Genomic DNA, 25587 nt, shown 5'->3' with positions numbered 1-25587 from the left:
CGATGGTCGAGGATGCAATGGTCGAAATTCAGGACCTGACCAAGAGGTTCGACACGGCCGGAGAATCGCGTCTCGTGCTCGATTCGGTGTCCTTCCGCGCCGACGCGGGCGAATTCGTGTCGGTAATCGGGCCGAGCGGCTGCGGCAAGAGCACGATCTTCAACGTCCTGGCCGGGCTCGAATCCCCGACCTCGGGTTCGGTCCGTGTGGGCACGCGCGCAACTGAATCCGAAGCAGCCGCCGAGGTGCACACCGCATACATGCCGCAGAAGGATCTTCTGTTCCCTTGGCGCTCGGTACTGGACAACACGGCCCTCGGTTTGGAAGTGCAGGGAGTCGGCAAGAAGGAAGCACGCGAGCGCGCTCGTGAGTTGTTCCCCGCGTTCGGCCTGTCCGGATTCGAGGACGCCCGGCCGTCACAGCTGTCGGGCGGTATGCGCCAGCGAGCGGCGATGCTGCGCACCGTTGTTCAGGGCAAACCTGTCCTGCTGCTCGACGAGCCATTCGGCGCACTGGACTCGTTGACCCGCACCGAGATGCAGGCTTGGCTGCAAGACGTGTGGCAGCAGTACCGGTGGACCGTGCTGATGATCACCCACGATATTCGTGAAGCGATCTATCTGTCCGACCGCGTGGTCGTTCTGTCTGCGCGTCCGGCAACGGTCAGGTGCGTAGTCGACGTTCCCTTGCCGAGACCACGTGAGCTGGACATGATCACCGCGCCCGAGTTCGCCGACGTCGAGCGTGAACTGCTTGCCGTTCTCCACGACGAGACGCGCAAGTCACTACACCCCTAGCGGTTACTGATAATGCGCTGAGAGAGTTTCGAGTTCACCTGGAGTTCAGGAGAATGCGCACCGAAACCTGACGAGGTCACGTACCATGATCCGGCACTTTCACCCAAAACGCCTTAATATCAGCAAGATCCGAACGCTCGACACGCAGTCCGTCAACGCTGCACAATTCTCCGTACTCTTCGGTAACGTACACTCGGTCGCCTACGAGACCAACGGCCAGAAGGTAACTGGACGGTAAAGCGGAATCGTGGAGGCACAGTCATCGCAACAGATTTGGAAAGGGACAGCGTGAGCACACTGCAGTCAGGTCAGAGCCTCGGAGTCGGCCAGGAACTCAAGTCCGACAACGGCGCATACACCCTCACCTTGCAGGACGACGGCAACCTGGTTCTGTCCGAGGGCGGACAGGCTGTTTGGGCCGCAGGCACCAACGGATCCGGCGCCAACCGCGCCGAGGTGCAGGCTGACGGAAACTTCGTCATCTACAAGGACTCCGACGCCGTGTGGGCATCGCAGACCGCAGGCAACGACGGTGCCTCCCTCTCGGTTCAGGACGATCGCAACGTCGTTCTGTCCGCCGGTGGAAATGCTCTGTGGTCTTCGGACACTGCAATCGAGGCTCCGGCCGCCGAGGCTGCCCCGGAGCCCGCTCCGGCACCGGAGCCCGAGCCTGCACCCGCCGCTCCGGCAGCGCAGAGCTACACCGTCGAAAGCGGCGACACCCTGTGGGCAATCGCCGAGCGTTTCTACGGTGACGGCAACCAGTACCAGCGCATCGCGGATGCAAACGGCATCCCGAACCCGGATCTCATCAACGCCGGTCAGGTACTGACGATCCCCGCCTGATTCACTGCTTGACCTGGCCCTGGGTGCCGACGTCCGCGTCGACGCCCGGGGCCTTTTGTGTTCTACGCCACACAGATTCGCGTCCCGCCCAGCAGGCCCTGATACTCCATTGCGGCATCTTTTCGCCTACAGTACTTCCGTACTGCTCCCGAAGGACAGGTGTGCATGAAAGACAGAACAGTCATGATCGGCGCTGTCGCAGTGGCCGCTCTCTCTCTGACATCAGGCCTCGTTTTCGGCGGAGCAGCCGGCGCATTCGGTTCCGGCGGCCCTGTGGTGAAGCCTCCCGCTCTGGTCTCGTCGGTTTCCGTGGAGTCCGTCGCCGGGATCGAACCGGCCGCGTTCTACAGCTCGGTTGCAGTTCCCACGGTTGTCATCCCGCCGACGCCGACCTGGCGAATCGCCGACGAGACGACTGCTCCTCGTAATCAGCCGCTGGTGGTGACCGCGACAAGCACGAGCTCCGCTACGTCCACTACGACTGCAACGAGTACGACAACACCGGTCTCGTCCACCACCGCGTCGGCTACCGCGACCTCGTCACCGACCGCGACAGCCACGACCACCAAGACCAGCACCACCCCAGTTGTCACGACCGGGTCCACGCCGCCCGTCGTCGAGGTCTCGCCCGTTCTCGCCGGATAGTCCTCGCTCTTTCGCCTGCATACCGCCTGGCGTGACGGCGGTTACAGGCACACTTCAGTCGCCGCTCTCAAATACCCGATCTACCTGCGACAACCTTCCTAGTCGTCACGGTTCGTGGCCCGCTGCAATCCGGTCGACCGGAAAAGGACAGCAGCATTGTCGGGAGCTCGCGATACCGTATAGGTCTGAGCTTTTGCGGAAGGAGGTGGCTGATGAGCGCAATGGGCTTCGATCTCGATGTCAGTGTCGACCGGGCATGGGCAGAATTTCAACGTCGCCTCGGCGATCACATTTCCATCATGGTCGACGGCGACGTGCTTGCCGTGGAATCGTCCACCGGCGACTTCGATCCAGCTGACGGCGCAGCGCCATGCGTTCAGTTCCTCGTGTGGGACGAGAACACAGTCCGCTGCGAGGTTCCTTCCAACGACTTCCTTCATCCGCGCTATCGACTCGAAGATGCCGACGAACAAAAGTTGATCGCACTCGGCTGGAATCCGCCTTCCGAGAATCTCGACGATCCGAACAACTCCCCCGCCTTCTGCGTCGACAAGGCGCAGAACTGGGCCGATCAGCTCGCAGCGATGACTGTCGCTGCGTTCCGTGATGTGTTCGGTGTGCAGCACCCGGCTTTTCTATCCAGCGATCTCACCGGCAACGAGCAGACTCCGGATTTCGATCCGTCGGTTGTCGAGTCGACAGAACTTCCGACACTCGACCCCACCGCGGCCTACATGCCCAACGACGTCGACCACCTCAAGGAGTTGGTCACTCTCGCTTTGCTTCCCATGCTCGGCACGCTTCCCGAGCGGGACAGCGACGGCGACATACCAATTCGGGTCGGTTCGACGGTCATGTTCGTCGGTCCGCTTTCCGAGTCCATGGACGTGCAGTTGTTCTCCCCGCTCGTTCAGGACATCAGCAACCGCACTCGTGCAGCCGAGGTCATCGCCGATCTCAACCGCAAGTGGTCGCGCATCAAGTTCGTCTTGATCGACGACCGTCTGTCGGTGTTCCTCGAGGTGGCGGGCTCACCATTCGTTCCCAAACAACTCACCGATACATGCGCAGCCTTGACGTCGTTCCTGCGTACCGTGGACGACGAGTTCGCCGCACGCGTCGGCGGAGACCTCTTCTTCGCGAACAAGAGCGGTGACTCCTCCTCGCTGCAGCCCGATCTGACGGCCGAGGACCTGCCTCCCGAACTCGAGACCCTGCTGCATCTCGATCTGGACGTGGCCGAGGATCTCGACGCGGTAGCCGATGTCTGCGGGCGCGATCGCGATCTGATTCTTCAGCTCCTCCACATCAGTAACGAATGGCAGATTCAGCTCCGTAGTCAGGCGGTGGACGCCCACAGTCGCGGGGACGCCGAAGAGGCTGCAGGATACGAGGATCAGGTCGGTGGGTGGGAACTCATGGTCGACCGTCTTCGCGGGGCTTTGCGACTGGTGGTCCTGCCCAATTCTCGAACCGAGACGCCGGCAAAGCCGCAACCTGAGCAGATGGGCCTGTTTGCCGATCCCTTGCAACAGAGTCTCTTCGACGATCCGTCCTGACACGACGGATCGCCTTCCCTCTATTCGAAGTGGGATTTGAAGATCTGTCCGTGGACGCCCACGGTTCGATCGACTACCTGCGAGACCGTGAAATCCGCTGCGGCAGAAAGATAGGCGTAGGCCGTCGCTCGATCCATTCCGCGATCATGCTCGAGGAAGTCGAGCGCGTTGACCACCGCGCGCCGCATGGCGCCGTTGAGGTCACTGTTCTGCCCATCGACCGAACCGTTGGGGTCGGACAGGCCGATCGGAATCCAGGCCTCCTCGGTCTCGGCGAACGGGTATCCGAAAGCCACCGATGGAGCGTCACCGGAATCCTTCTTGCACACGCTGAGTCGGAACGTGCCGCGCAGCGATCCTTCCATCGCCGTCAGCGCCGCCTCACCGTCGCCCATGGCCATGTGTGGGTCACCGACGTAGAAGAGGGCGCCTTCAGCGAATACCGGCAAATAGAAGGTTGATCCGACACCGAGATGCCTGATGTCGATGTTTCCGCCGCCCAGGGTCGGAGGAATGGAGTTCGACGACGGGGACGTCGGGTCGGCATCCGAGGAATAGGCAACTCCCATCATTCCCATGAAGGGTCGCAAGGGAAACCGCACCTTCGACTGTCCGAAAGGCATCACGCCCTTGCCGTCTTCGATCGCCGTGAAGGTGGAAACACCGCCGTACTTCAACGGGTCCTTTGTTGCGCGCCCGTCTGTGGCGACCGGCGGCATGACTTCGTCCAGAGTGATTCCCGCTGGAGCGGTTCCGTCCGCTGTGACGGCGAGAGCGCCCTTGCCGTGTCTGCTCGACACAACGCCGTACGGCACGCGGGGAAAGGCTTCGAGAGTCTCGATCTTGAGTACGTCTCCAGGCTGGGCGCCTTCGACGAAGACCGGGCCGGTGACGACGTGCGGTCCGTCCTTGTCGAAGTTTCGTTCGGTTCGGTTGTATTCGGCCGCAACGGCAATCGCATCTTCGAGCACGTCCTTCTCGGAAACGCCTTTGCTACCGAAGTATTCGAGAGGATTGCGCCCTTGATCCTCGAGAATTCCCTCGTGCGAGAGGGCGTCGATCGTGACGGTCTGACCCGACTTCATCCGCATCACCTCGCGGGTGTGGATGTTGGGCACATAACCCCACATGACGTCCGACGGATCCGAACTCAGATAGTGGTCGCCGCTGACGTTTCCACTGCCCGGTTGCAGAATCGGAATGCCATCGGCGAACGGTAGTGCAGAGGAGGACGATCCAGCCGGTGACGCGTTCGAGTGCGCGCATCCCGAAGCCACACCGGCAACTCCTACGCCCGCACCGAGGGCAGCGACTGCCCTCATGAATCCGCGTCGGCCAAGACCTTTCGTCAGATCTTCGGCTGCGTTGCAGGCAAGAGTGTTTTCCATCGAGATTCCTCCGGAGTGCGTGACGATGTGCGACTGCGAAGAAAGCTAGACCCGATTTGTTACTCGTTCATTACCATTTCATGGCAGGGGAATACCGCTGACTGAGAATGAATTCAGCGACGGCGAAGCCGCCAGAGCGAGGTCGTCTCTCGTGCCCGGGCAGCGTGAAGCGCATCGGTTCGGTCACTGACCTTTGCGTGCGTCGGTTTGACGTCGATGCGATCGACAACAGTGAGCCCACCGGCCGCAATCAGGTCGTGTAGTTCGGATCGCGTTCGGAGACCGAGGTGTTCGGCAATGTCCGAGAGGATCAGCCACGCTTCTCCCCCATCGTCCAGATGCGCTGCGACACCAGTCAGGAAGCCCTTCAGCATCGCTCCAGCAGGGTCGTAGACGGCGTATTCGATGGGCGAGGTGGCCTTGGCCGGAATCCAGGGAGGATTGCAGACCACCAACGGAGCGGTGCCTTCGGGAAAGAGGTCTGCTTCCACCACGTTCACCTGATCGCCGTAGCCAAGCCGCGACAGGTTGGTGCGCGCGCATTGCAATGCCCGGGGGTCCTGGTCGGTGGCCGTCACTGTCTTGACGCCACGCCGCGCCAGGACGGCAGCAAGTACGCCGGTACCTGTTCCGATATCGAAAGCAGATTCCGTCGACGGTAGCGGAGCAGACGCGACAAGATCGACATACTCCCCGCGGACGGGTGAGAACACTCCGAAAGCGGGATGCACTCGTGCGTCGAGAGCCTCGATGAAAACACCTTTGCGGTGCCACTCGTGAGCGCCGATCGCGCCGAGGATGTCACGCAACGAGCGAACCGAAGGCTCACCGGTAATCCCGAAGGCTTCGGTCAACGCTACTTGCGCGTCCGGGGCTCGCCGGAGTGGAATCGACAGATCTGCATCCAAGGGAATGAGCAGCATACCGAGGATCTGCGCGCGGCGTCCTTGGGTCTGCCGGTGGAGATGGAAGGCTTTGGCTGGGTCGTCGGACGCTCGGCGCGGCTTGCGGTCGATGCGCGACGCGACGGCCTTCGACAGTTGGCGAGCGTTCTGAAAATCTCCGCGCCACAACAACGCCGTGCCTTCGCATGCCAAGCGATAGGCGTCGTCGGCCTTCATCGTGTCGTCGGCGACGACGATGCGCTTGGGCACCGGGGCGTTGCTCGTCGAACCCCAACGGGCCGATTGCTCGACGTCGTTCTCGGTCCACACTGCGAATTGTTCAGTCATGTAAGCCCTTCCGGCGTCCGACGCATAGCGGCCGGTCTACCGGCTGATGTGGTCCAGATCTGCAAAATCTGCTCGTCTGGTGTCCACCCTAGTCGGGACCGGCCGCGCTACATGACTGCGAGAGGGATGTCAGCCCTTGGCGACGCGAGCTGCCTCGGCGATCCGAGCCTCGGCGACCGCGTCAGCAGCCTCGCCGGCGAGGATTCCGTCGTTCTTCGACTTCGCGAAGATCTCGGTGACCGTGTCGAAGATCTTCTCGACCTTGAGCTTGACCTCTTCGGCCGAGTTGCCCTTCAGCTCGCCGGCAACCTGGATGAGGCCGCCGCCGTTGGCGACGTAATCGGGGGTCCAGGTGATGCCGCGGTCGCGGAGAATGTTCTCGACCTCGGGCACGGTGAGCTGGTTGTTGGCAGCGCCGCAGACAACCTCGGCCTTGATCGAGCGTGCGGTCGTGTCGGTGAGGGTTGCGCCCATCGCGCAGGGTGCGTAAACGTCGAGATCGGCGTCGATGATGCTGTCGACGATGCTCACCTGCGGGAAGTCAGCCTTGACGCGGTCGAGCGCTGCGGCGTTGACGTCGGTCGCGAGAACGGTCGCGCCGTCTGCGAGGAGGAGCTTGATCAGCTCGTAGCCGACCTTGCCTGTGCCTTCGACACCAACAGTCTTGCCTGCGAGCGACGGAGTGCCCCAATGCGACTGTGCCGCGGCGCGCATCGACTGGAATACGCCGAGGGCCGTCATCGGAGCGCTGTCGCCGGAACCGCCGACCGTAGCGTTGCGGCCGACGACGAAGTCGGTGTTACGACCGATGATGTCAAGATCGTTGGAGTTGGTTCCGACGTCACCAGCGGTGATGTAGCGGCCGCCGAGGGTCTGGACGAATTTTGCGTAGGCGCCGAGCAATTCGTCGGTCTTGGCCGTTGCGGGGTCGCCGATGATGACGGCCTTGCCGCCGCCGAGGTCCACGCCGGCAACCGCAGCCTTGTAGGTCATTCCGCGCGAGAGACGCAAAACGTCTGTGACTGCGGCGGATTCGTCGGAGTACGGGTAGAAGCGCGTTCCGCCGAGCGCGGGGCCGAGCGTCGTGGAGTGGATGGCAACGATGGCCTTGAGGCCGCTCGCGGGATCCTGGAAGAAGCTCACCTGCTCGTGGGGGTAATCGCGCAGGTAGTCGGCGCGATCGAACACGCCCGCAGTGTCGTCATGGGAAACAACAGAGTTCACGGGCTCGGCGGTGAGAGTCATTGTGGGATAGACCTTTCCGAAGGATAAACGGGGTGCAGTCGAAACATTGGGACGAAATGGGCGTTGGGTACTATTGGGGACAAATAACCCAAAGAGAATCCCGCTGAGCAATTCGTGGAACCAATGCTCTGCCTGAGCTACGATTTGGTCAATGCAAATCTCTTGAACTAGTCAATTCGATCATCCAGTGACCCATATCACTGAGGAGAGGTTCACAAAGTGCTCAGCATCGACAAGCTCGACGTCCAGTTGCTCGGACTGCTCAGCAAGGACTCGAGGATGAGTGTGGCCGAGTTGGCCAACTCGTTGGGCGTCGCCCGCAACACCGTCCAGTCGCGAATGAAGCGCATGGAATCCAACGGACTTCTCACCGGGTTTCGGCCCAATCTCAATCTCCCCGAGGTCGGTATCCCGATTCAGGCATTTGTCGGTCTGGAACTCGAGCAGGGCAAGATCAGCGCAGTCGCTCGGAGTCTGACCGAGTTGCCCGAGGTGATCGAAATTCACGCCACAACCGGTCGCGAGGATTTGCTCGTTCGCGTCGCCACCTCGACGCACGCGGCGCTGCAGAAGTTGGCCGAGCAGATCGTGTCACTTCCAGGCGTCACGCATTCGACGACGACCATCGCTCTGACCAATCCCCTTCCGTATCGAATTCAGCCTCTCCTCGAGCACCTCACCAATGACGCCGGATGGGGTCGTTCGACCGCCTTCCCCCGTCAGCAGGACTAGGACGGGTGGTCGCGTCGATGCTTCCAAGTGCGCTAGTTTCATGGTTATGAGTGAGATCCAGGGACAGCGCATCGCGTTCATTCAGGCGACGTGGCATCGCAACATCGTCGACCGTGCACGCGACGGATTCACCGACGCGATCGTCGAGCTCGGCTACCCCAAGGACACGGTTGATTTCTTCGAGGTACCGGGAGCTTTCGAGATCCCGCTGCACGCCCGGCGGTTGGCCAAGACCGGCCGCTACCAGGCGATCGTTGCCGCAGGTCTGGTCGTCGACGGCGGTATCTACCGGCATGACTTCGTGGCGACGGCTGTCATCGACGGTCTGATGCGCGTGCAGCTCGACACCGACGTTCCGGTCTTCTCGGTGGTCTTGACGCCGCATCACTTCCACGAGCACGCCGAGCACGTCGACTACTTCAGCACGCATTTCGTGAAGAAGGGCGCCGAGGCTGCTCGCGCGGTCGACGCCACCGTCAAGTCGTTGAAGGCCCTGCCAACCAGCTAGTCGTTACCCAAGTCTCGCTGAGTCGAATGCCATCGACTCAGCGAGATTTTTTGTGTCTATCGAGGGGTGTCGACGCTTGCCAGTGCGGAGGCGTTCGAGTCGTTGACTTCGACGTAGCGGTCGACGCATTGCTGGAAGAAGTCCCGCATCTCGGTGATTACAAGCGCATGACTGAGAAGAGACTTTTCGAGTGAATCGGCACCACCGGTGGCCTTTTGGGCAAACTTGCCAGCCATGTCTTTTCCCGACTGAAGTGTCCCAAAGCAGTCCAAGGCAGTAAGTCTGTTCAAGTTGCCTGCCATGTCTTGCAACTCGGCAAGAAACCCCTCACACGCGACGGCAAGCTGTGCTGCAACATTTGGGTCGAGGTCAATGCTGTGGGCACTTGGAGTTCGCCAGGTATGGGTCTCAGACATTAGATCCTCAATTCGGCCGATAGAACACGTGTTTAACTGGGGAGACGTTGATCGAGCAGGTTCGCGTAATGTTGCGTGAGCTCGCATGTCGACCCTTCGGGCTTAAGAGCAAGTTTGGTATCGACGCTGAGCCAAATCGCCCCCTGCGCAGCAGGCAAGGCGACGAAACATCTGACAAGGTCGGCATCCGCCTGAAGATGGAACTCGACGCCGTCTCGCTGGCCGATCGTCACGGGCTTGAATCCCACGTAGTTCGGATTCTGTTTGGTGGTCTCGATGGAACTTTCGGTCGAAAAAATCGACAAGTAATACCAGGACTCAGTCCACGAACAGATTTTCCAACCCGGCTGCTCGACGCCGGCGATATCAACTTCCTCGGTCGCCGGATCAAGCCCCACTTCTTCCAGAACCGAGTCCGGGATGTCCTTGCACGGATCGAACAAACCCTCTTGGCCGGATGCAGGCTCAGCCGCCCCCTCCACGACTGAGCTGCATCCTGCCGCAGCCCACACCAACATCCCAGCCATGAGCAGTCGCCCAACCCCCACCGACCCCCGCATGGCACCCCCTGTTGATGTGGACCCACTGTATTGGATGCATCGGAGGCTCGATCGGTTCCCGCAATCTTGAAATTCCCAGGTCACGATTGCTGGTTCACTCAGAGCGCATCTCCAGCGATTGACGCTCAGCTCAGCAGTCGCATACTGGAGAGGTTGACTACGACTTCGGGAAGGCACCGAGTGAGCGCACCGAAAGCCCCGGCCAAACCAGCGATCCTCAGCGTCGACGACGATCCTGGTGTTTCGCGTGCCGTCGTTCGAGACCTTCGCAAACGGTACGGCGAGAAGTACCGAATCATTCGTGCGGAGTCCGGCGACCAGGCTCTCGAGACCTTGCGCGAAATGAAACTTCGCGGCGATGCAGTCGCTGTGATCGTCGCCGATTACCGCATGCCCGGTTTGAGTGGAATCGAGTTCCTCGAACAGGCAATGGACCTGTATCCCGTAGCTCGGCGCGTTCTACTGACCGCCTACGCCGATACTGATGCTGCGATCGACGCCATCAACGTCGTCGACCTCGACCACTACCTCCTCAAGCCTTGGGATCCGCCGGAAGAGAAGCTGTACCCCGTCATCGATGCGCTGCTCGATGCCTGGGCAAGCTCGAGTCATCACCCCGCCGAGGAAACAAAGGTGATCGGCCATCGTTGGTCCGAGCGATCATCCGACGTCCGAGAGTTCTTGGCACGCAACCAACTTGCCTATCGGTGGTACATGTCGGACGAGCCGGAGGGCCAACGACTGCTCTCGGCTGCCGGTACCGACGAACTGCGGCTTCCCGTCGTCATCGCATCCAATGGGGATGTCCTCGTCGAGCCCACTGACGCCGAACTTGCCGACAAACTCGGGTTGAGTACTACTCTCTCCGAAGACTTTTACGATCTCGTTGTCATCGGCGGCGGCCCAGCGGGTCTGGGAGCTGCTCTGTACGGCGCTTCGGAGGGGCTTCGGACGGTTCTCATCGAACGGCGAGCGACAGGCGGTCAGGCCGGCCAGAGTTCGCGGATCGAGAACTACCTCGGCTTCCCCGACGGAGTTTCCGGCGCACAGTTGGCCGATCGCGCGAGGCGCCAGGCAACCAAGTTCGGCGCCGAAGTCATCACCGCTCGCGACGTCACCGGTTTGGAAATCAACGGCTCGGCCCGCACAGTGCGTTTCGACGACGGTTCGTCGGTCGACGCTCATTCGGTCATCTTGGCGACAGGTGTTTCCTATCGCCAACTTTCGGCGCCGGGGCTCGATACATACACCGGGCGAGGGGTCTACTACGGGTCAGCTGTCACCGAAGCCGCTCGGTGCAGCGAGCAGGATGTGTACATAGTCGGCGGCGCCAATTCGGCAGGCCAAGCTGCGGTCTATCTCTCCCGCGGAGCTAGGTCCGTCACCATTCTCATTCGCGGCAACTCGCTCGAAGCCTCGATGTCCTACTACCTGATTCAGCAGATCGAAAAGAATCCTAAGATCACCGTGCGCACGTGCACGGAGGTGATCGGAGCCGAGGGTGACGATCACCTCGAACGAATCACACTGCGTAACAGAGCCACCGGAGAAGAAGACACTGTCGATGCTCAGTGGTTGTTCATCTTCATCGGTGCCGCTCCCCTGACCGACTGGCTCGGAGACGTGGTGGTCCGCGACGGAAATGGCTTCGTTCTTGCCGGCCCGGACCTTCCGTCCGAAGGCGTCACCCCGGACGGGTGGCCGCTCGACCGCGCACCACATCATCTCGAAACCAGTGTCCCCGGAGTGTTTGTTGCCGGGGACGTACACGCCGAATCGGCCAAGCGCGTCGCGTCGGCCGTCGGAGAGGGCGCGATGGCCGTGATGTTCGTCCACCGCTATCTCGCTCAACAATAGGGAGATTCGATGTCCATTCCTGAATGCAGCCCAGACTTGCTTCGCACCCTGTTCCTGTTCGAGAAGCTCACCGACGATCAACTCGAATCACTTTGCCAGGCAGGCCATATCACCGAGATCGATCGAGGTCAGGTCTACCTCGAAGGTGAGCCCGCCACCTGCTTCTACGTCCTCATCGAGGGCGAGGTGGTGCTGTCCAAACTGTCGGGCGGCGAAGACATCGAGATCAACAGGACCACCCAGCGCGGCGTCTACTCGGGAGGCTGGACGGCGTATCTCGGCGATCGTGTACCGCAGGTCTACGCGGGGTCGATGCGAGTGACGACGCCTTCGACGTTTTTCGTCCTGGACGCCGACAAATTCGGCAACGCGATGCGCGAGTGGTTTCCAATGGCGGTTCATCTACTCGAAGGTGTTTTCTTCGGCAAGAAGAACACTCAGCAGATCATCGATCAGCGAGAGCGACTCCTTGCACTCGGATCACTGTCGGCCGGGTTGACTCACGAGCTCAATAACCCTGCAGCCGCAGCGGTTCGAGCGACAGCCTCTTTGCGCGAGCGTGTCGCAGGCATGCGTCACAAACTGGGGATGGTTGCATCGGGCACCTACGACCGCGATGCCCTCGTCACTCTCATGCGACTTCAAGAGGAAGTTGCAGAGGTTGTCGCCAAGGCGCCGACGCTCACTCCCCTCGAAGCCTCGGATCGAGAGGATTCGTTGGGTGAATGGTTCGAGGATCATTCGATTCGAGAGGGTTGGGATCTGGCTCCGACCTTCGTGCAGGCTGGTCTCGATACCGCTTGGCTCGAGAATGTTGCTGCAGCCGTAGACGAGTCGGTGCTAGAAGGCGCAATTCGCTGGCTGAATTACACCATCGAATCCGAACTACTGATGAACGAGATCGCCGACTCCACAACGAGAATCTCGACGCTCGTCGGTGCGGCGAAACAGTATTCACAGATGGACCGCGCTCCCTTCCAGACCATCGATGTCCACGAATTGCTCGACAGCACGTTGATCATGTTGGGGCAAAAGATCGGAAGCGGAATCGAAGTCGTCAAGGAATACGACCTCGCGCTGCCACCGATCGACGCCTACGCCGCCGAACTCAACCAAGTGTGGACCAACCTCATCGACAATGCGGTGTCTGCCATGGACGGATCGGGAACACTCACCGTTCGGACAAGCCGCGACGGTGACCGCGTGTGCATCGAGATCTGCGACACCGGCGCCGGGATTCCCGATGACGTCATCGACAGGATCTTCGAACCCTTCTTCACGACTAAGCCTGTTGGTGAGGGAACCGGTCTCGGCCTTGATATTTCGTGGCGAATTGTGGTCGGCAAGCATCGTGGTGAGCTTCGGGTCACGTCGGAGCCCGGTAACACCCGGTTCAGAGTTTTGCTGCCCATCGCGGGCCCACCGCGGGATACGCGCGACGACTAGTCGCCCTTGCACGGCCGGTAGGCAAAGCGCACGATGAAATGACCGACTTCAGTCAGCGAGAGGGTGGACCATGACCGACGGACTTCCAGCGGGGATCGATCCGAGCGTGCCGCCCAGTGGCGCGGGATGCGTTGAATGCGATGCGAGCGGCGGTTGGTGGGTGCACCTGCGTCGATGCGCGCAATGCGGTCACGTGGGGTGTTGCGACTCCTCACCGTCACAGCACGCGAGCAAGCATGCGGCCTCGACAAAGCATCCGTTCATGCAGAGCTACGAACCCGGTGAGGATTGGTTCTGGAGCTTCGAAACCAACGAGGCGTACGACGGACCTGAATTGGCGGCGCCCACTTCACATCCCGTAGATCAGCCGACGCCGGGACCTAAGGGTCGTATCCCAGCCGATTGGCAGCAACACATCCACTGACTCAGTTCGGTTGGTCGATCGACCTCAAAGTCGAGACGTTCGACGACTCCTGATCCAATGCGTTGTCGATGCAGGCTTGAAACTGAGCCTGCATTGCCTCCACGACCGCGATATGACTCGCCAACACATCGACGAGCGCATCGTGGCCACCGACGGCCTTCTCCTCGAACTTAGCCTGTAGGGCCTGTGCGGATCCTAGGGTTCCAAACCCTGTCAATTGACCGAGTAGTGCGGCGGAGTTCAATGCTGCCTCGAACTGCGCGCGGAGTTCAGTGCAAGCCGCGATCAGCTCGCCAGCGACTTTGGCATCGAGATACAAATTCGACATGTGACTCCTGTATTCGAGGGTGTAGCTGCAATCAGGACCGCTGTCACGGGAGCAATGGAATCACTGTCTCGGCGATTCGTTCCACCAGCGTGCACGGCGTCTCGGGGCGCGCCACACCGACCTTGGCGCCGACGCGGATCATCGCAGTGGATTGAGAGGTCGCGAAGGCGACGTTGCAAGCAGAATCTGTTTTGTCATTGCGTTCCTGGTATTTCAGGACTTCGCGCCCGGCGATTTGGGCTCGATGAAGGTCGCGCATGACTGGATTCTGTTCGACCTCTACGAGCGAATGATCGGTCGATGTCAGAGACAAGAAGTACCACTCACCGTTCCACGAGCAAATGTTGAAACCATCGATATGCGTGTCAACGATGTCAACCTCTTTTGTTGCCGGCTCAACTCCGACTTTCTCCAATTCCTCATTGCTGAGAACCTCACACGGATCAAACATCCCAATCACATCGACAGGGAATGCCTCGCCCTCGACCGTCGAGGAACAACCCCCAACCAACAGCGCGGCCGCGACCAAGACCACTGCACCCCTCACTCCCACAGCACTCCCCCTCATTCGCTGCCCGGACACTCCAGCGACACTTCGCTGCCTCAATTTGGCAGGTCGACCGACCTCAAAGTCGACACGTTCGACGACTCCTGATCCAATGCGTTGTCGATGCAGGCTTGAAACTGAGCCTGCATCGCCTCCACGACCGCGATATGACTCGCCAACACATCGACCAGCGATTCGGGACCACCGACAGCCTTCTGCGCGAACTTGTCCCGCAACGCCTGCGCCGAACCCAGAGTCCCGAAGCCGTCAACTGTTCCCAATCGCTGAGCGGGAACGGAGAGGTTGCGCAACTCAGCAAGCCAGTCGCCGCAATAATCGCGCAGTAGTTCCGCAGTTTTCGGATCGAGTGAAAACATCTCAACCATTGCCGCCATCCCTCTCAACGCAAGTATCACTTTGGTAAGTACGCCAGCAGGGCGATCGCCTGGCGGGTCGCCAATGCACAGACTTCCTCCTGGTGTCGCTCGCCCAGAAATGCGTCCACTCTTACGAACACCGCACCCTGAACAACTGGAATCGCGACCATGCACAGATTTTTTTGGACGTCGGTGACCTCGCGAAAGGTGACAGCGCCGGGAGCAACCATTGGAGCATCACGGATGTCAGTGTCCTTGGGATTTCGACGAACGTCGTCAAGCGTGTGAAATGTCGACCAAACGCCCAGCGCGTACCAGTCGGATTCCCAGCTACAGATTTCGAACTCCGCTTGACGTACGCCGAGCACTCCATTGTCCTCCGTCCCGACGTCAACGCCAAGACTCGAGACAACTTCGTCCGGAATTGCCGAGCATGGGTCGAAGAGTCCATCAGCTCCATCTGGGCGAACCGCATGCCCCTCGACCGTCGAGGAACAACCCCCAACCAACAGCGTGGCCGCGACCAAGACCACTGCACCCCTCACTCCCACAGCACTCCCCCTCATTCGCGGCCCGCTCACAGTATTGGACGCTCCCCAGCACCGATCGGTTCCACCCCATTGCATTCCGTTGCAACCCTTCACCCACGCCGAGAATCGGCCTAGCGTCGATCTACCAGGGGATTCACAACGAAGTGAGGTGCGGATCAATGAAGGCAGCACGGTTCCACGGGCAGAAAGACATCCGGATCGAAGAGATCCCTGAGCCCGAGTTGCGGCCAGGAACAGTCAAGCTGAAGGTCGCATGGTGCGGAATCTGCGGCACCGATCTCCACGAGTACCTTGAGGGACCGATCTTCATCTCCGCACCCGGACACCCGCATCCACTCTCACACGAGAATGCGCCGGTCACGATGGGCCACGAGTTCTCCGGCACCGTCGAAGAGGTCGGCGAAGGTGTCACGGACGTCGAGGTCGGTGAAAATGTTGTCGTCGAGCCGTACTTCGTCTGCAACGAGTGCGCCCCGTGCAAGGCGGGCAACTACCACCTGTGTACGAAGATGGGGTTCATCGGCTTGGCCGGCGGCGGTGGCGGACTCAGCGAGAAGGTCGTCGTCGACCGTCGCTGGATCCACAAGATCGGCAACATCCCGCTCGACGAGGCAGCCCTCATCGAACCGTTGAGCGTCGCCCATCACGCAGTCGTGCGCAGTGGAGCCGAAAGCGGCAACGTCGCCATCGTGGGCGGAGCCGGTCCGATCGGACTCCTCGTTGCGGCAGTTCTCAAAGGGCTGGGTGTCACGACGATCGTCACCGAACTCAGCGAAGCCCGCAAGGCCAAGGCCCTCTCCAGTGGAGTCGCCGACTACGTCATCGATCCCACCACCGAAGACGTCAAAGCGCGGATCCTCGAACTCAGCGGAGGCATCGGCGCAGACATCGGCTTCGAATGCGCAGGCGTCAACGCGGTCCTCGACACCATGCTCGACACGGTCCGGCCCGCCGGAGTTGTTGTCAACGTGTCGATTTGGGGAAAGCCCGCGACCATCGACATGCAGAAGCTGGTCCTCAAGGAAATCGATCTACGCGGAACCATCGCGTACGTACGCGACCATGAAGCGGTCATCAAGATGGTCCAGGACGGTGTCGTCGATCTGGCGCCATTCATCACCGGTCGTATTCAGCTCGAAGAATTGATCTCCGAAGGGTTCACCACTCTGATCGAGCACAACGACACCGCGGTCAAGATTCTCGTCAGGTCGTGACCGGACGGGGCACCTCCGGGCCCACCGCAGTCAGCGACCCAGGTGCACGCCCCTTGCCCCATCCGATCTTCTCTCGGTAGCGGCCGATGTGATCCTCCTCGATCACATCGGCCGTTTCCAACGGCGTGGATTGCGGATGCACATACAGCGCATCCGTCGGGCAATATGCCTCACACATGAAGCAGGTCTGGCAATCCGATTGGCGCGCAATCACCGGGACGCCCGAGGGTGTCCGGTCGAAAACATCTGTAGGACAAACGTCTACGCACTTGTCGCAACCGATGCAGTCAGGCGCGGACACCAGCTCGATCATGACGCCACCAATGCAGACCCGACAGGTTCCGACGTTCGGGTCCACACCGAATCCAAACCTCCGGTGAGAACGTGATGATGCTGCGTTCCATCGAGTTCGGGATAATCGTCACGCTTGCTCATTCCCCGAGTCTCGGTCCGCGCCAACGTCGAGTGATACATCCAGCGGCCGACGGCCGTGATCGCGGCAGCCTGCCGCGCCGCCATCCGACCTGCTGGATCCGCGCCCAGATCCGCACTCACTGCACCCCACAGCGATTCGAGCTCACCGAGCGCTGCGGATACTCGATCACCGCTGCGGAGGTAGTTCTTGTCGAAGGGAATCAGCTGCGCCTGAGCAGCTTTCACCACATCGTCGGCAGCAAACCGGGTTCGTACCGGACTACGCAGTGCGACGGTTCCGGCTCCGCGTAGACCACTGGTAGCCCCGCGTCCGACCGACAGCGCATACCGCGCAGCACCGGTTCCTGCCCATGAACCAGAGGACATCGCCCACGCGGCGTTGTGACTTCCCCCGCCGGTAAACCCTCCGCAGATTCGCTCTCGGGTCGCAGCGTCCCCGGCGGCAAACAGTCCTGGAACGGATGACGCGCAATCGTCATCGACGACGTTGATTCCCCCAGTGCCGCGCACCGTGCCTTCTGCGAGCATGCCGACCTCGAATTTGTCGGTGAAGGGATCGATTCCGCGGCGATCGAATTGCAGAAAGAAGTTGGGCTGTCCCAGCCTCATTCGACGCTGCACCTCAGCGTCGGCTCGATCGATCTGCGCGAAGACCGGCTCGTTACGCAACGCGCTGGCGATGACGGACCTCCCCTTCGCCGAACCGGCCCCTTCGAGCACGCTTCCGTCTGCGTGGAAGAACGTCGCGTACGCGTAGTAGGCAGTTTTGGTGATCGTCGATCCGGCCGCTGCGATTCCGTACGCGTTGGAGAACTCCATTCCGGAGAACTCCGCTCCGACTTCGGCTGCCATCAATGCACCGTCACCGGTATCGACATTGGTGCCCAGCGCACCGGACAGAAACGCACAACCTCCGCTGGCGACCACTACCGCGCCTGCCGAGACGCGGTAGTCCTGATGTTCGTGGCGTTGGTAGCCCGCCGCTCCGCGAACTCGCCCGGCGTCGTCCACCAACAACTCCAGTGCCGGCGAATGGTCGAGGATCCGCACTCCGGCTCGACGAATCCAGGTGCGCATCCGTCGCATGTATTCAGGTCCCTGCAAGCCGGTACGTATCTGCTTGCCCGTGCTGGGGTCGACGGGGAACGGATATCTACCCTCCACCGCGAGGAGATCCATGTTGGAGTAGGTCTGCTCGAGGACGCGGTCCATCCAATGGTGGTCGGCCAGATATCCGCCGAGCGCCTCGCGTCCGGCCTTGGCCAGCTCACGGGCTGTCAAATCCGGCTCGACGTACCAAACACCCGTTCCGGATGGGGCCGTCGCGCCACTCGTTCCGCAGTATCCCTTGTCGACCAGGACGACGTCTGCACCGGCCTTGGCCGCGCGCAACGCTGCCCATGCGCCGGCGGGGCCACCACCGATCACCAATACATCGGTGGAGAGTTCGAGGACGTCCGTCACTGGCCAGCTCCTGTCAGAGGTCTACGCAACACTTCTGTTGCCGCAATATTCCTCGAACGAACTACCCAGCGCCACAGTCAGAATCACTGTGAACTCAACCGCTCACCGCCGCATCGACAGAGCGCTACGACGCTTCCCGCTCCTCGTCGGTGCACAACGCGGAGTACTTGGCGAAGGCTTCCTGCAAGGTCAGCGATTTACGTCGCTCGGTGATGTCGCGGGGCTTTCCCTGCACAACACATCGACGAGCATGTTCGATCACAGCTTCACGTATGACGCTGGAAATGTCCGCGCCCGTGAGCTCTTGGAGGGTCTCTAGGGCCCTCAGTTCCTCTACGTCGAATCTCACCGTTACCGATCGTCTAGCCACGCTCAGGATGTTACTAGCGGGTACACCAAGATTGGTGAGTTACATATGCGTCTAGTCGAATATCTTTGGGCGCCAAAACCTTCGAATTCCGATCTACGTGGGTAAATCGTTTTCCACTCACGGCACTCATGTAATGCAACGCACACGGCGCTAGCCAGCGTGCCGACGGACACTGTCGCTGTCTATGCTTGCGAAACACTGCCTTCGATCGGAGATATACCGCGTGAGCATCGACCACATCGTTTCCGCAGTCGACGGCGATGCTGCCGAGCGAATCAAAACGGCCCTGGCCGAGATAGCCGCCACCTCGACGGACACGACCACGCTGGTGTTCGACGGTGTCCGGATCGAGATTCCACCGTCGGTCGGCGACGCCGTCGTACAGCTCCTGACCTACCTCGCGGCCGGCGACAGCGTCGCTCTCGGGCCCGTCGCAGAGCTCCTCACGACCTCACAGGCAGCAGAGATCCTCGGCGTTTCGGACACGTATGTACGCAAACTCGCCGACGCCGGGAAACTCCCGATCGAACTACGAGGCACCCACCGCAGGTTCCGCCTCGATGACGTGATGGCTTACCGCGAGCAGTTCCCCAAACGCGCCTAGCTCTTTGCGTACATTCCTTCGATCTCCTTCGAGAACCGATCGACGACGACATTGCGCTTGATTTTGAGCGTCGCTGTCATCTCACCGTCTTCCTCGGTCAGATCGCGATCGAGAATGACGAACTTCTTGATCGACTCCGCATGCGAGACAGCAGCATTGGCGTCGTCGACAGCCTTCTGCAGCTCCGCTCGAAGGTCCTTGTCGTCACGTAGTTCGGCGACGGTCGCGCCAGAAGGCTTACCGTTCTCCGCCTTCCACTTCTCGAACACCTCGGGGTCGACGGTCAGCAGCGCCGTGATGTAGGTCTTCCCGTCGCCGACGACGACTGCCTGCGAGACGATGGAATGCGAACGGATACGGTCTTCCATCGGGCCAGGCGAGACGTTCTTGCCACCCGCCGTCACCAGAAGATCCTTCTTGCGTCCGGTGATGGAAAGGTAACCGTCGCTGTCGAGTTCACCGAGATCACCGGTTCGCATCCAGCCGTTGACGAATGTCTCTTCGGTGGCCTTGTCGTTCTTCCAGTATCCCTTGAAGACGACTCCACCGTTGAGTTCGATCTCGCCATCCTCGGCGATGCGAACCCCGTTGCCGCCCATCGGCTGTCCGACGGTTCCGATCTTCTGAGCACCCGGCACGTTGACGCAGTGCGCCGCAGTGGTTTCGGTGAGGCCATAGCCTTCGTAGATCGGAACTCCGAGCCCACGGAAGAAGTGTCCCAACTCAGGAGTGAGGGCGCCGCCGCCGGAGATCGCGAACCAGCACTCGCCGCCGAGAGCCTCACGAAGCTTCGAATACACGAGCTTGTCTGCCACTGCGTGCTTCGCCTTCAAGATCAGCGAAGGACCGCCCTTGTCGAGAGCTTGGCTGTACTCCTTGGCGGTGGCTTCGGCGAAGGCGAAGATCGCGCCGGGAATCTTTCCACCGGACTCCGCCTTGCGTGCTGCGCCGTCACGAACTTTTTCGAAGACACGCGGAACACCGAGGATGGTGTTGGGCTTGTACCGCTCGAATTGAGTTGTAATGGTGGCAAAGTCGGACCAGTGCGCCTGCGAAGCGCCAGCTTCGAACGTCGCAAGGGACACCGCGCGGGCCAGTACGTGCGCGAGCGGCAAGAAGGTCAGGACTCGGTTTCCCGGAACCGCCACCTTGCCGATCGATGCCGTGAGAATCCCGCGCACCTCGGACAGGAAGTTGCGGTGCGTGAGGATGCATCCCTTGGGACGGCCTGTGGTGCCGGAGGTGTAGACGAGTGACGCAAGATCGTCGGCCTTGATGCCCGCGAGCCGCTTCTTCAGCTCGGTGTCGTCAACGTCGGCACCCTGTGCGGTCAGCTTCTCCACAGCGCCGTCGTCGATCTGCATGACGGCTTTGAGGGTGCTTGGCGCGTCCTGGAACAGCTGCTCGTGCGCGCCGGTTTCGACGATCGCGATGACGGCCTCGGAGTCTTCGAGGATCCAGCTGACCTGGCCCTGAGACGACGAATCGTAGATCGGGACGGTAGCGGCGCCGGCGGCCCAGATGGCGAAGTCGAAGAGCGTCCACTCGTATCGGGTCGCGGAGAGGAGTGCGACGCGGTCGCCTGCCTGCACACCAGCGGCGATGAGACCGTTTGCGACGCCGGTGACCTGCTCGGCGAACTCTTTGGCTGTTACGTCTACCCAACCCTCTCCCTTGGGGCAGGAGAACACCGTCAGTTCGGGCGTGCGCTCGGCGTGAGCGAAGACGGTGTGCACCACAGACTCATTGTCGGAGATGGTGAACTGGGCTTTGGCGCTGTACTCACTCACAGGGTGTCATCTCCGTTGGTCTGCGATTCGATGCTGATTCTGAAGCGGTGGAGTGCGCGGGCGAAGTCTGCGACCTCGGACTCGGTCCAATCGTGCAGCCTGCCGGCGACTTGGTCGAGCCGACGCGCGTCGGCGGCGTCGAGGTATTTGCGGCCAGCCTCCGTGAGGTGCAGCGGATTGCCCTGACGAACGGATCCCGGATCGGCATACACCCAGCCTGCCTCGATACACCCGCGCACTTGGCGCGAAATGGTCGAGCGATTGACGCCGAAGACTTCGGATATCTCCGTGGCCTTGCAGCCGTCGTTGCGGCCGATGAAGGAGAGGAAGGAATGCTGCGCGATCGACGGGTGGTCGTCGGAATGCCGATCCCCCGTCATCAGCTGCCGCGTCAGGTGCACCAGCTCCTCATGAACGGCTGGTGGACCGGTGAGCGCCATTGCTCCGTCGTGTTGCACTGAGCAACTATAACGCTGCCCCTAGTCCCGATTGCAATATGACCGCTGCCACCCTGCGGGCCGAAGGAGGTATGACCCGATCACCGAAGCGAATAAGAGACATGCCCCGACTATCGTGGTCACGACAACAACCGGAGTAAACAGTGTCCACCCGTACGCGGTGCGGACACAGGAGACGAGGATCCATGAGCGAGCGAGACACCGCCGATCAGCCGCTTCACATCGACGGCAAGCTTGCTCTGGTAACGGACGAGCGCGAGGAATTGGTTCAGCTGTGCGTCCAGACCCTCGCCGAACTGCTGGGCAGCGAGCCTGCGACCGATGACGACGGCGACATCGTCGTGCCAGTTCACGGATTTGTCGTCTACGTGACCGTCGCCGACGACGGCCCTCAAATCAACGTCTGGTCCTCGGTTCTGACCGGACTCGGCAATCCCTCGCATGCTGCGACTCGACTGATCGAACTCGCGCAGGAATGGCCGCGCCTGCGTTTCGCCTTCAGCGGCGACCATCTACTGGTCTCCACAGTGCTCGACGCCGACCCCTTCGCGCCGCAGCATCTGCTCAACCTGATCGACGAGGTTCACGACTTCACTCACGAACTCGACGATGATTTCGCTGAATCCTTCGGCGGAACACTCGACTGCGACGCGGATGACGACAGTTACGCCGGAGACTGCAATCCCGGCGGTTGCGGCGGAGACTGTGACTGCGAGTGCGGCGATGAAGCAGACGGCGAGCTCAGCGTCAGGGCGGTCACCTCGACGCCCACTAGGTAGTGTGTATCTCCCGCTCCGCGGGCACCCTGACAACAGCGATTCGTGATCCGTGGAACGCCAAGAAGTCATTGAATTGGATTCATCGCTGCACGCATCATCACAAATCGGCCACGAACTGGCGTTCCCGGTATAGGCAAGCGCCAGAGATGCGGGATCCGTCAACTTAAACCCATTTTCGTTCGTGGCGAAGAGTGGCGCTTTACCTCAGCCAATCGGGGCTCCTACGGCCGGTTGTTCAACAGTCGTGACCTTTCCTGGCATGTCGCCGATACCACGGTGTCTGTCTATCTATCACAGCCCAAACGACATCAAGGTACTGGACCGGCCAATGCAGAGGGCGTTGCCGACGGTTCGTACAGGTTTCCCGATTTGCGGCCATGACCCAAGGCAATGCTGCGTTCGACGCCATTCCATAGTGCGATCAGGCTCCGAAGGGCGGAACGCAGGTGCTCACTCATCCCTCGGTTACCACCGCGCGACGGTCATGAAAGCAATGAATTCGCAAGAAATCTCCGATTCGCGTCCGCACCGCCTAGACGTCGGCCTCAACATGGCTTTCGAGATCGAGATGATCCTATCGGAGGTACATTGCGTCCGCGATGAACGCATTCCTGCTGTCACCCCGAAGCGTGTGCTCGCGCAGACGCAGCACGAGCCTTGGTGCCGTTTCGAATTACCGTTCGTCCGGCTCGACTCGGCAGGTACCCCGACAGTGAGTCAGAAGCTGCCTACCACCCGCAGCCGGTTCGTTCAGTTCAAAATGTGATCTCTCTAGCGATACTCTGGGAGCCGCAGACGCAATGCACATCTCAAGTGCCAGTATTCGGCTGACGTGGTGATCGACGAGTCGCACAACCTCACCCAACGCGAGCACTCAACACAATGAGTTGGCCTACGTCCTCGCGCGACACCGAGGCCTTGAGTCTCGCGTTCGAGACACCGCACAACGACAAAAGCCATGTTGCTGCAGCTACTGGATGTGGGCACCCTGGCGCGAACGGCACCTTCACCAAGGAGGACGTTGCTGATCTGTCGGCAGCGCCGCATACATTCTTTAGGCCCGCCGAAGTATGAGCACAATGCGATCTAAGACGCCACGGTCGTCACCTCACTCGGAGAAGGGCTCAGGTGGGTAGTGTCTCCTCTAAACCCTACAAGAAGGGATACCCCACGGGTGTCAGACCTCAATATCGGGGATCGCGAACGCGATCTCCAACGCTCTCACGACTTCTTTCCGAAATCAAACGAAGGGAATATCCATGCCGGGCAGTAAATTGAGTTCAACCGAGAAAAGACTAGCCAAGCAGTGGGTGACTCCAACCACCGACAGCGCTGATCTTAAATCGATATCAATCGAATCTCACGAAGAATCTACAGGGCTTCGAGGAATATATCAAGTAAACATCAAGTTCGAATACCCCATATCCGTACTTGTAGGAAAAAATGGAACCGGGAAAACCACACTCTTACAACTCGCTGCCCTCGCATATGAATCGCCCCCAAAATATGGATTCTCAAATTACAAATTTACGGACTTCTTTTCAGTAGCTTATAAAGAAGTTCCGTCCACAGGATTTGACATTCGTTGGTCATTTCGTGGTTCCGAAGTTGACGACATAGTTGCTGCGAGGCGATCCACGAAGAAGTGGATGCACTACGAGCGCCGCCCGCATCGGGCGGTGCGATTTATCGGAATATCAAGGATATCGGCTCCCGTCGAGAGCGCCGCCCATCGCCGAGCCTTTTCCTCGGAATCTACAGAAACATTCGATTTAGACAATACTTTCAAAACGCATCTTTCACAAATTCTCACTACAGACTATTCAAGAGCTTCCACGGAAAACAGTGGTCGATATGACCTTTCCAGATTCACCTCTGACACCAATTCTCCGTATTCCGGATTCAATATGGGCACCGGCGAAGGCGCCATTGTTCAGATATTGAACAGCCTTCAAAAAATTCCATCGCAAAGTATCGTCGTCATCGAAGAGGTGGAATTGGGGCTGCATCCCAGCGCCGCCGCGCGGTTAGCGACAGTCTTGACTGAGATAGCGCTGTCTAAAAACCTACAGATAATCACAACCTCACACAGCGAGTGGTTCATCGATGCACTCCCGCGAGAAGCACGGATTTATCTATCTCGCACAGCATCAGGAAGGATCCAATCATTCAATGGTGTGACAACACGAACCGCAATCTCTGGAATATCTGGAACCAGCCTCCCAGAACTCCATGTCATCTGCGAGGACACGATTGCCGAGAAGATAATCAACACCCAGCTACCAGCAAACCTTAGACGCCGAACTAGGATACTAACCCTTGGAGCCAAGCAAATCCTCCTGCAATCTGCCGTCACACTCTCCGAAGCGTTTCCCAGGGTACCGATCCTTATCGTTTGGGATGGCGATATGACGGACAAGGAGATCTCAAATTCAATAAATTCTTCGCAAATCGAGCAGACGACAGGCTACAAGGAGAATCTGATCGATTGGCTTCGCCTTCCCAGCGACACAGAAGCTGGCCACTTCGAGAACCGTAATACCGACTCACAATTTCTCGCGCCTGAAGTTTCCATAAAGAGAGCACTATTAGGTGACAGCGATTCTCTAGCCATCAGCGCCGAGCTTCTAAAGATTGAAACCGAAGAACTTCACTCGGCTTTGGCTTCTGCAATTTTGGCAAAAGGAAGTCACCACTCACTATTCTACGAGCTCAGCCAGACTATCGCCCTCGATGAGTCCTCTATCGTCGATGCAATCGTCCGAGGATACCTGGTTGCGATCGATCACAAAAGCATCGACACTAAGGTAAGTGGGATACTCAAAGGGATACGTCAAGGATTTCAAATACCAGCGAAGCAGGAATAAAATCCATTTCATCCAATGTTGCAAATAGGGAGATATCTACGCGGCACAATCCGCAGAAAATCCTATATTACCAACCACGACTTCTTCGGAGATTTTAAATTGACAATTATACATACGCTTGACGCGCGAGACAACCTAGAGCTTCCAG

At 59.9% G+C, this 25587-nt stretch carries 27 protein-coding genes; 13 read left to right on the top strand and 14 right to left on the bottom strand.

What is annotated here, in order from left to right; all coding sequences use genetic code 11:
- Positions 1-2 precede the first annotated feature (2 nt).
- From R4P70_RS29150 to R4P70_RS29135, 4 genes are all read left to right on the top strand, one after another.
- Positions 3-797: an ABC transporter ATP-binding protein gene (locus R4P70_RS29150; RefSeq protein ID WP_029538399.1), complete on the top strand. Its 795-nt coding sequence runs from the start codon at positions 3-5 to the stop codon at positions 795-797.
- Positions 798-1085: 288 nt separating this feature from the next.
- Positions 1086-1643, top strand: a complete 558-nt coding sequence (locus tag R4P70_RS29145) for a LysM peptidoglycan-binding domain-containing protein (RefSeq protein WP_020908363.1) — start codon at positions 1086-1088, stop codon at positions 1641-1643.
- A gap of 165 nt (positions 1644-1808) precedes the next feature.
- Positions 1809-2288 carry a hypothetical protein gene (locus R4P70_RS29140; protein WP_069147281.1) on the top strand — a complete coding sequence of 160 codons (480 nt, stop codon included), beginning with the start codon at positions 1809-1811 and terminating at the stop codon, positions 2286-2288.
- A gap of 212 nt (positions 2289-2500) precedes the next feature.
- Positions 2501-3847 (top strand): T3SS (YopN, CesT) and YbjN peptide-binding chaperone 1, encoded by a 1347-nt coding sequence (locus tag R4P70_RS29135; protein WP_070385708.1) that lies wholly within the window; start codon positions 2501-2503, stop codon positions 3845-3847.
- Positions 3848-3867: 20 nt separating this feature from the next.
- Here R4P70_RS29135 and R4P70_RS29130 read toward each other — a convergent pair whose 3' ends face one another.
- From R4P70_RS29130 to R4P70_RS29120, 3 genes are all read right to left on the bottom strand, one after another.
- Positions 3868-5235: an acetamidase/formamidase family protein gene (locus R4P70_RS29130; RefSeq protein ID WP_020970105.1), complete on the bottom strand. Its 1368-nt coding sequence runs from the start codon at positions 5233-5235 to the stop codon at positions 3868-3870.
- 113 nt (positions 5236-5348) lie between these two features.
- Entirely contained in the window at positions 5349-6467 is a 1119-nt protein-coding gene (locus R4P70_RS29125) for a methyltransferase (protein ID WP_020970106.1), read from the bottom strand.
- A gap of 129 nt (positions 6468-6596) precedes the next feature.
- Entirely contained in the window at positions 6597-7712 is a 1116-nt protein-coding gene (locus R4P70_RS29120) for a Glu/Leu/Phe/Val family dehydrogenase (RefSeq protein ID WP_007726076.1), read from the bottom strand.
- Between the two features lie 219 nt (positions 7713-7931).
- Between R4P70_RS29120 and R4P70_RS29115 the strand changes: the two genes are divergently transcribed.
- Both R4P70_RS29115 and R4P70_RS29110 read left to right on the top strand, forming a co-directional pair.
- Positions 7932-8444, top strand: a complete 513-nt coding sequence (locus tag R4P70_RS29115) for an Lrp/AsnC family transcriptional regulator (protein ID WP_003941343.1) — start codon at positions 7932-7934, stop codon at positions 8442-8444.
- A 46-nt stretch (positions 8445-8490) separates the two neighbouring features.
- On the top strand, positions 8491-8952 hold the full coding sequence (locus tag R4P70_RS29110; protein ID WP_003941401.1) for a 6,7-dimethyl-8-ribityllumazine synthase: 462 nt from the start codon (positions 8491-8493) through the stop codon (positions 8950-8952).
- A gap of 56 nt (positions 8953-9008) precedes the next feature.
- Here R4P70_RS29110 and R4P70_RS29105 read toward each other — a convergent pair whose 3' ends face one another.
- The gene (locus R4P70_RS29105) at positions 9009-9188 is read right to left on the bottom strand and encodes a hypothetical protein (protein ID WP_317833106.1); all 180 of its coding nucleotides are present in this window, start codon (positions 9186-9188) and stop codon (positions 9009-9011) included.
- A 212-nt stretch (positions 9189-9400) separates the two neighbouring features.
- Entirely contained in the window at positions 9401-9895 is a 495-nt protein-coding gene (locus tag R4P70_RS29100; RefSeq protein ID WP_080657184.1) for a DUF3558 domain-containing protein, read from the bottom strand.
- 213 nt (positions 9896-10108) lie between these two features.
- Between R4P70_RS29100 and R4P70_RS29095 the strand changes: the two genes are divergently transcribed.
- The 3 genes from R4P70_RS29095 to R4P70_RS29085 all read left to right on the top strand — a co-directional run bounded on the left by R4P70_RS29095 (position 10109) and on the right by R4P70_RS29085 (position 13655).
- A complete protein-coding gene (locus tag R4P70_RS29095) occupies positions 10109-11785 on the top strand; it encodes an FAD-dependent oxidoreductase (protein ID WP_029255750.1) in 1677 nt (558 codons plus the stop codon).
- Between the two features lie 9 nt (positions 11786-11794).
- Positions 11795-13231 (top strand): ATP-binding protein, encoded by a 1437-nt coding sequence (locus R4P70_RS29090; protein ID WP_003941311.1) that lies wholly within the window; start codon positions 11795-11797, stop codon positions 13229-13231.
- A gap of 70 nt (positions 13232-13301) precedes the next feature.
- Positions 13302-13655 carry a UBP-type zinc finger domain-containing protein gene (locus tag R4P70_RS29085; RefSeq protein WP_317833102.1) on the top strand — a complete coding sequence of 118 codons (354 nt, stop codon included), beginning with the start codon at positions 13302-13304 and terminating at the stop codon, positions 13653-13655.
- Position 13656: 1 nt separating this feature from the next.
- On the opposite strand, the gene R4P70_RS29080 is transcribed toward R4P70_RS29085, so the two are convergent.
- From R4P70_RS29080 to R4P70_RS29065, 4 genes are all read right to left on the bottom strand, one after another.
- Positions 13657-13983, bottom strand: coding sequence for a hypothetical protein (locus R4P70_RS29080; protein WP_113684045.1), 327 nt, complete (start codon positions 13981-13983; stop codon positions 13657-13659).
- 43 nt (positions 13984-14026) lie between these two features.
- Positions 14027-14518 carry a DUF3558 domain-containing protein gene (locus tag R4P70_RS29075; protein ID WP_317833099.1) on the bottom strand — a complete coding sequence of 164 codons (492 nt, stop codon included), beginning with the start codon at positions 14516-14518 and terminating at the stop codon, positions 14027-14029.
- Positions 14519-14586: 68 nt separating this feature from the next.
- Entirely contained in the window at positions 14587-14916 is a 330-nt protein-coding gene (locus R4P70_RS29070; protein WP_317833097.1) for a hypothetical protein, read from the bottom strand.
- Positions 14917-14942: 26 nt separating this feature from the next.
- Positions 14943-15473, bottom strand: coding sequence for a DUF3558 domain-containing protein (locus R4P70_RS29065; protein WP_317833137.1), 531 nt, complete (start codon positions 15471-15473; stop codon positions 14943-14945).
- 143 nt (positions 15474-15616) lie between these two features.
- Here R4P70_RS29065 and R4P70_RS29060 point away from each other — a divergent pair, with 143 nt between their 5' ends.
- Entirely contained in the window at positions 15617-16672 is a 1056-nt protein-coding gene (locus R4P70_RS29060) for a 2,3-butanediol dehydrogenase (protein ID WP_317833095.1), read from the top strand.
- On the opposite strand, the gene R4P70_RS29055 is transcribed toward R4P70_RS29060, so the two are convergent.
- The 3 genes from R4P70_RS29055 to R4P70_RS29045 form a co-directional block, all read right to left on the bottom strand.
- The gene (locus R4P70_RS29055; RefSeq protein WP_317833093.1) at positions 16662-16985 is read right to left on the bottom strand and encodes a ferredoxin family protein; all 324 of its coding nucleotides are present in this window, start codon (positions 16983-16985) and stop codon (positions 16662-16664) included. The two genes, R4P70_RS29060 and R4P70_RS29055, sit on opposite strands and share 11 nt — an antisense overlap.
- Positions 16982-18571, bottom strand: a complete 1590-nt coding sequence (locus R4P70_RS29050) for an FAD-binding protein (protein WP_317833091.1) — start codon at positions 18569-18571, stop codon at positions 16982-16984. The genes R4P70_RS29055 and R4P70_RS29050 overlap by 4 nt, the downstream gene beginning before the upstream one ends.
- Before the next feature lie 124 nt (positions 18572-18695).
- Positions 18696-18941: a hypothetical protein gene (locus R4P70_RS29045; protein ID WP_223257939.1), complete on the bottom strand. Its 246-nt coding sequence runs from the start codon at positions 18939-18941 to the stop codon at positions 18696-18698.
- A 223-nt stretch (positions 18942-19164) separates the two neighbouring features.
- On the opposite strand from R4P70_RS29045, the gene R4P70_RS29040 reads away from it, so the two are divergent.
- On the top strand, positions 19165-19545 hold the full coding sequence (locus R4P70_RS29040; RefSeq protein ID WP_097387160.1) for a helix-turn-helix domain-containing protein: 381 nt from the start codon (positions 19165-19167) through the stop codon (positions 19543-19545).
- Here the strand turns inward: R4P70_RS29040 and R4P70_RS29035 are convergent.
- Positions 19542-21335: a long-chain fatty acid--CoA ligase gene (locus tag R4P70_RS29035; protein WP_317833088.1), complete on the bottom strand. Its 1794-nt coding sequence runs from the start codon at positions 21333-21335 to the stop codon at positions 19542-19544. The two genes, R4P70_RS29040 and R4P70_RS29035, sit on opposite strands and share 4 nt — an antisense overlap.
- Positions 21332-21775: a MarR family winged helix-turn-helix transcriptional regulator gene (locus R4P70_RS29030; RefSeq protein ID WP_317833086.1), complete on the bottom strand. Its 444-nt coding sequence runs from the start codon at positions 21773-21775 to the stop codon at positions 21332-21334. Before R4P70_RS29030 ends, R4P70_RS29035 begins: the two co-directional genes overlap by 4 nt.
- Before the next feature lie 203 nt (positions 21776-21978).
- Here R4P70_RS29030 and R4P70_RS29025 point away from each other — a divergent pair, with 203 nt between their 5' ends.
- Together R4P70_RS29025 and R4P70_RS29020 are read left to right on the top strand one after the other, a co-directional pair.
- A complete protein-coding gene (locus R4P70_RS29025) occupies positions 21979-22572 on the top strand; it encodes a T3SS (YopN, CesT) and YbjN peptide-binding chaperone 1 (RefSeq protein WP_317833084.1) in 594 nt (197 codons plus the stop codon).
- A 1259-nt stretch (positions 22573-23831) separates the two neighbouring features.
- Entirely contained in the window at positions 23832-25439 is a 1608-nt protein-coding gene (locus R4P70_RS29020; RefSeq protein WP_259121233.1) for an ATP-dependent nuclease, read from the top strand.
- The last annotated feature ends 148 nt before the right edge of the window (positions 25440-25587 follow it).

This window comes from Rhodococcus sp. IEGM 1241, from assembly GCF_033142365.1.
GTDB lineage: Bacteria > Actinomycetota > Actinomycetes > Mycobacteriales > Mycobacteriaceae > Rhodococcus_F > Rhodococcus_F erythropolis.
Note: the sequence above shows the minus strand (reverse complement) of the source record. Positions and strands in the feature narration are given on the sequence as shown.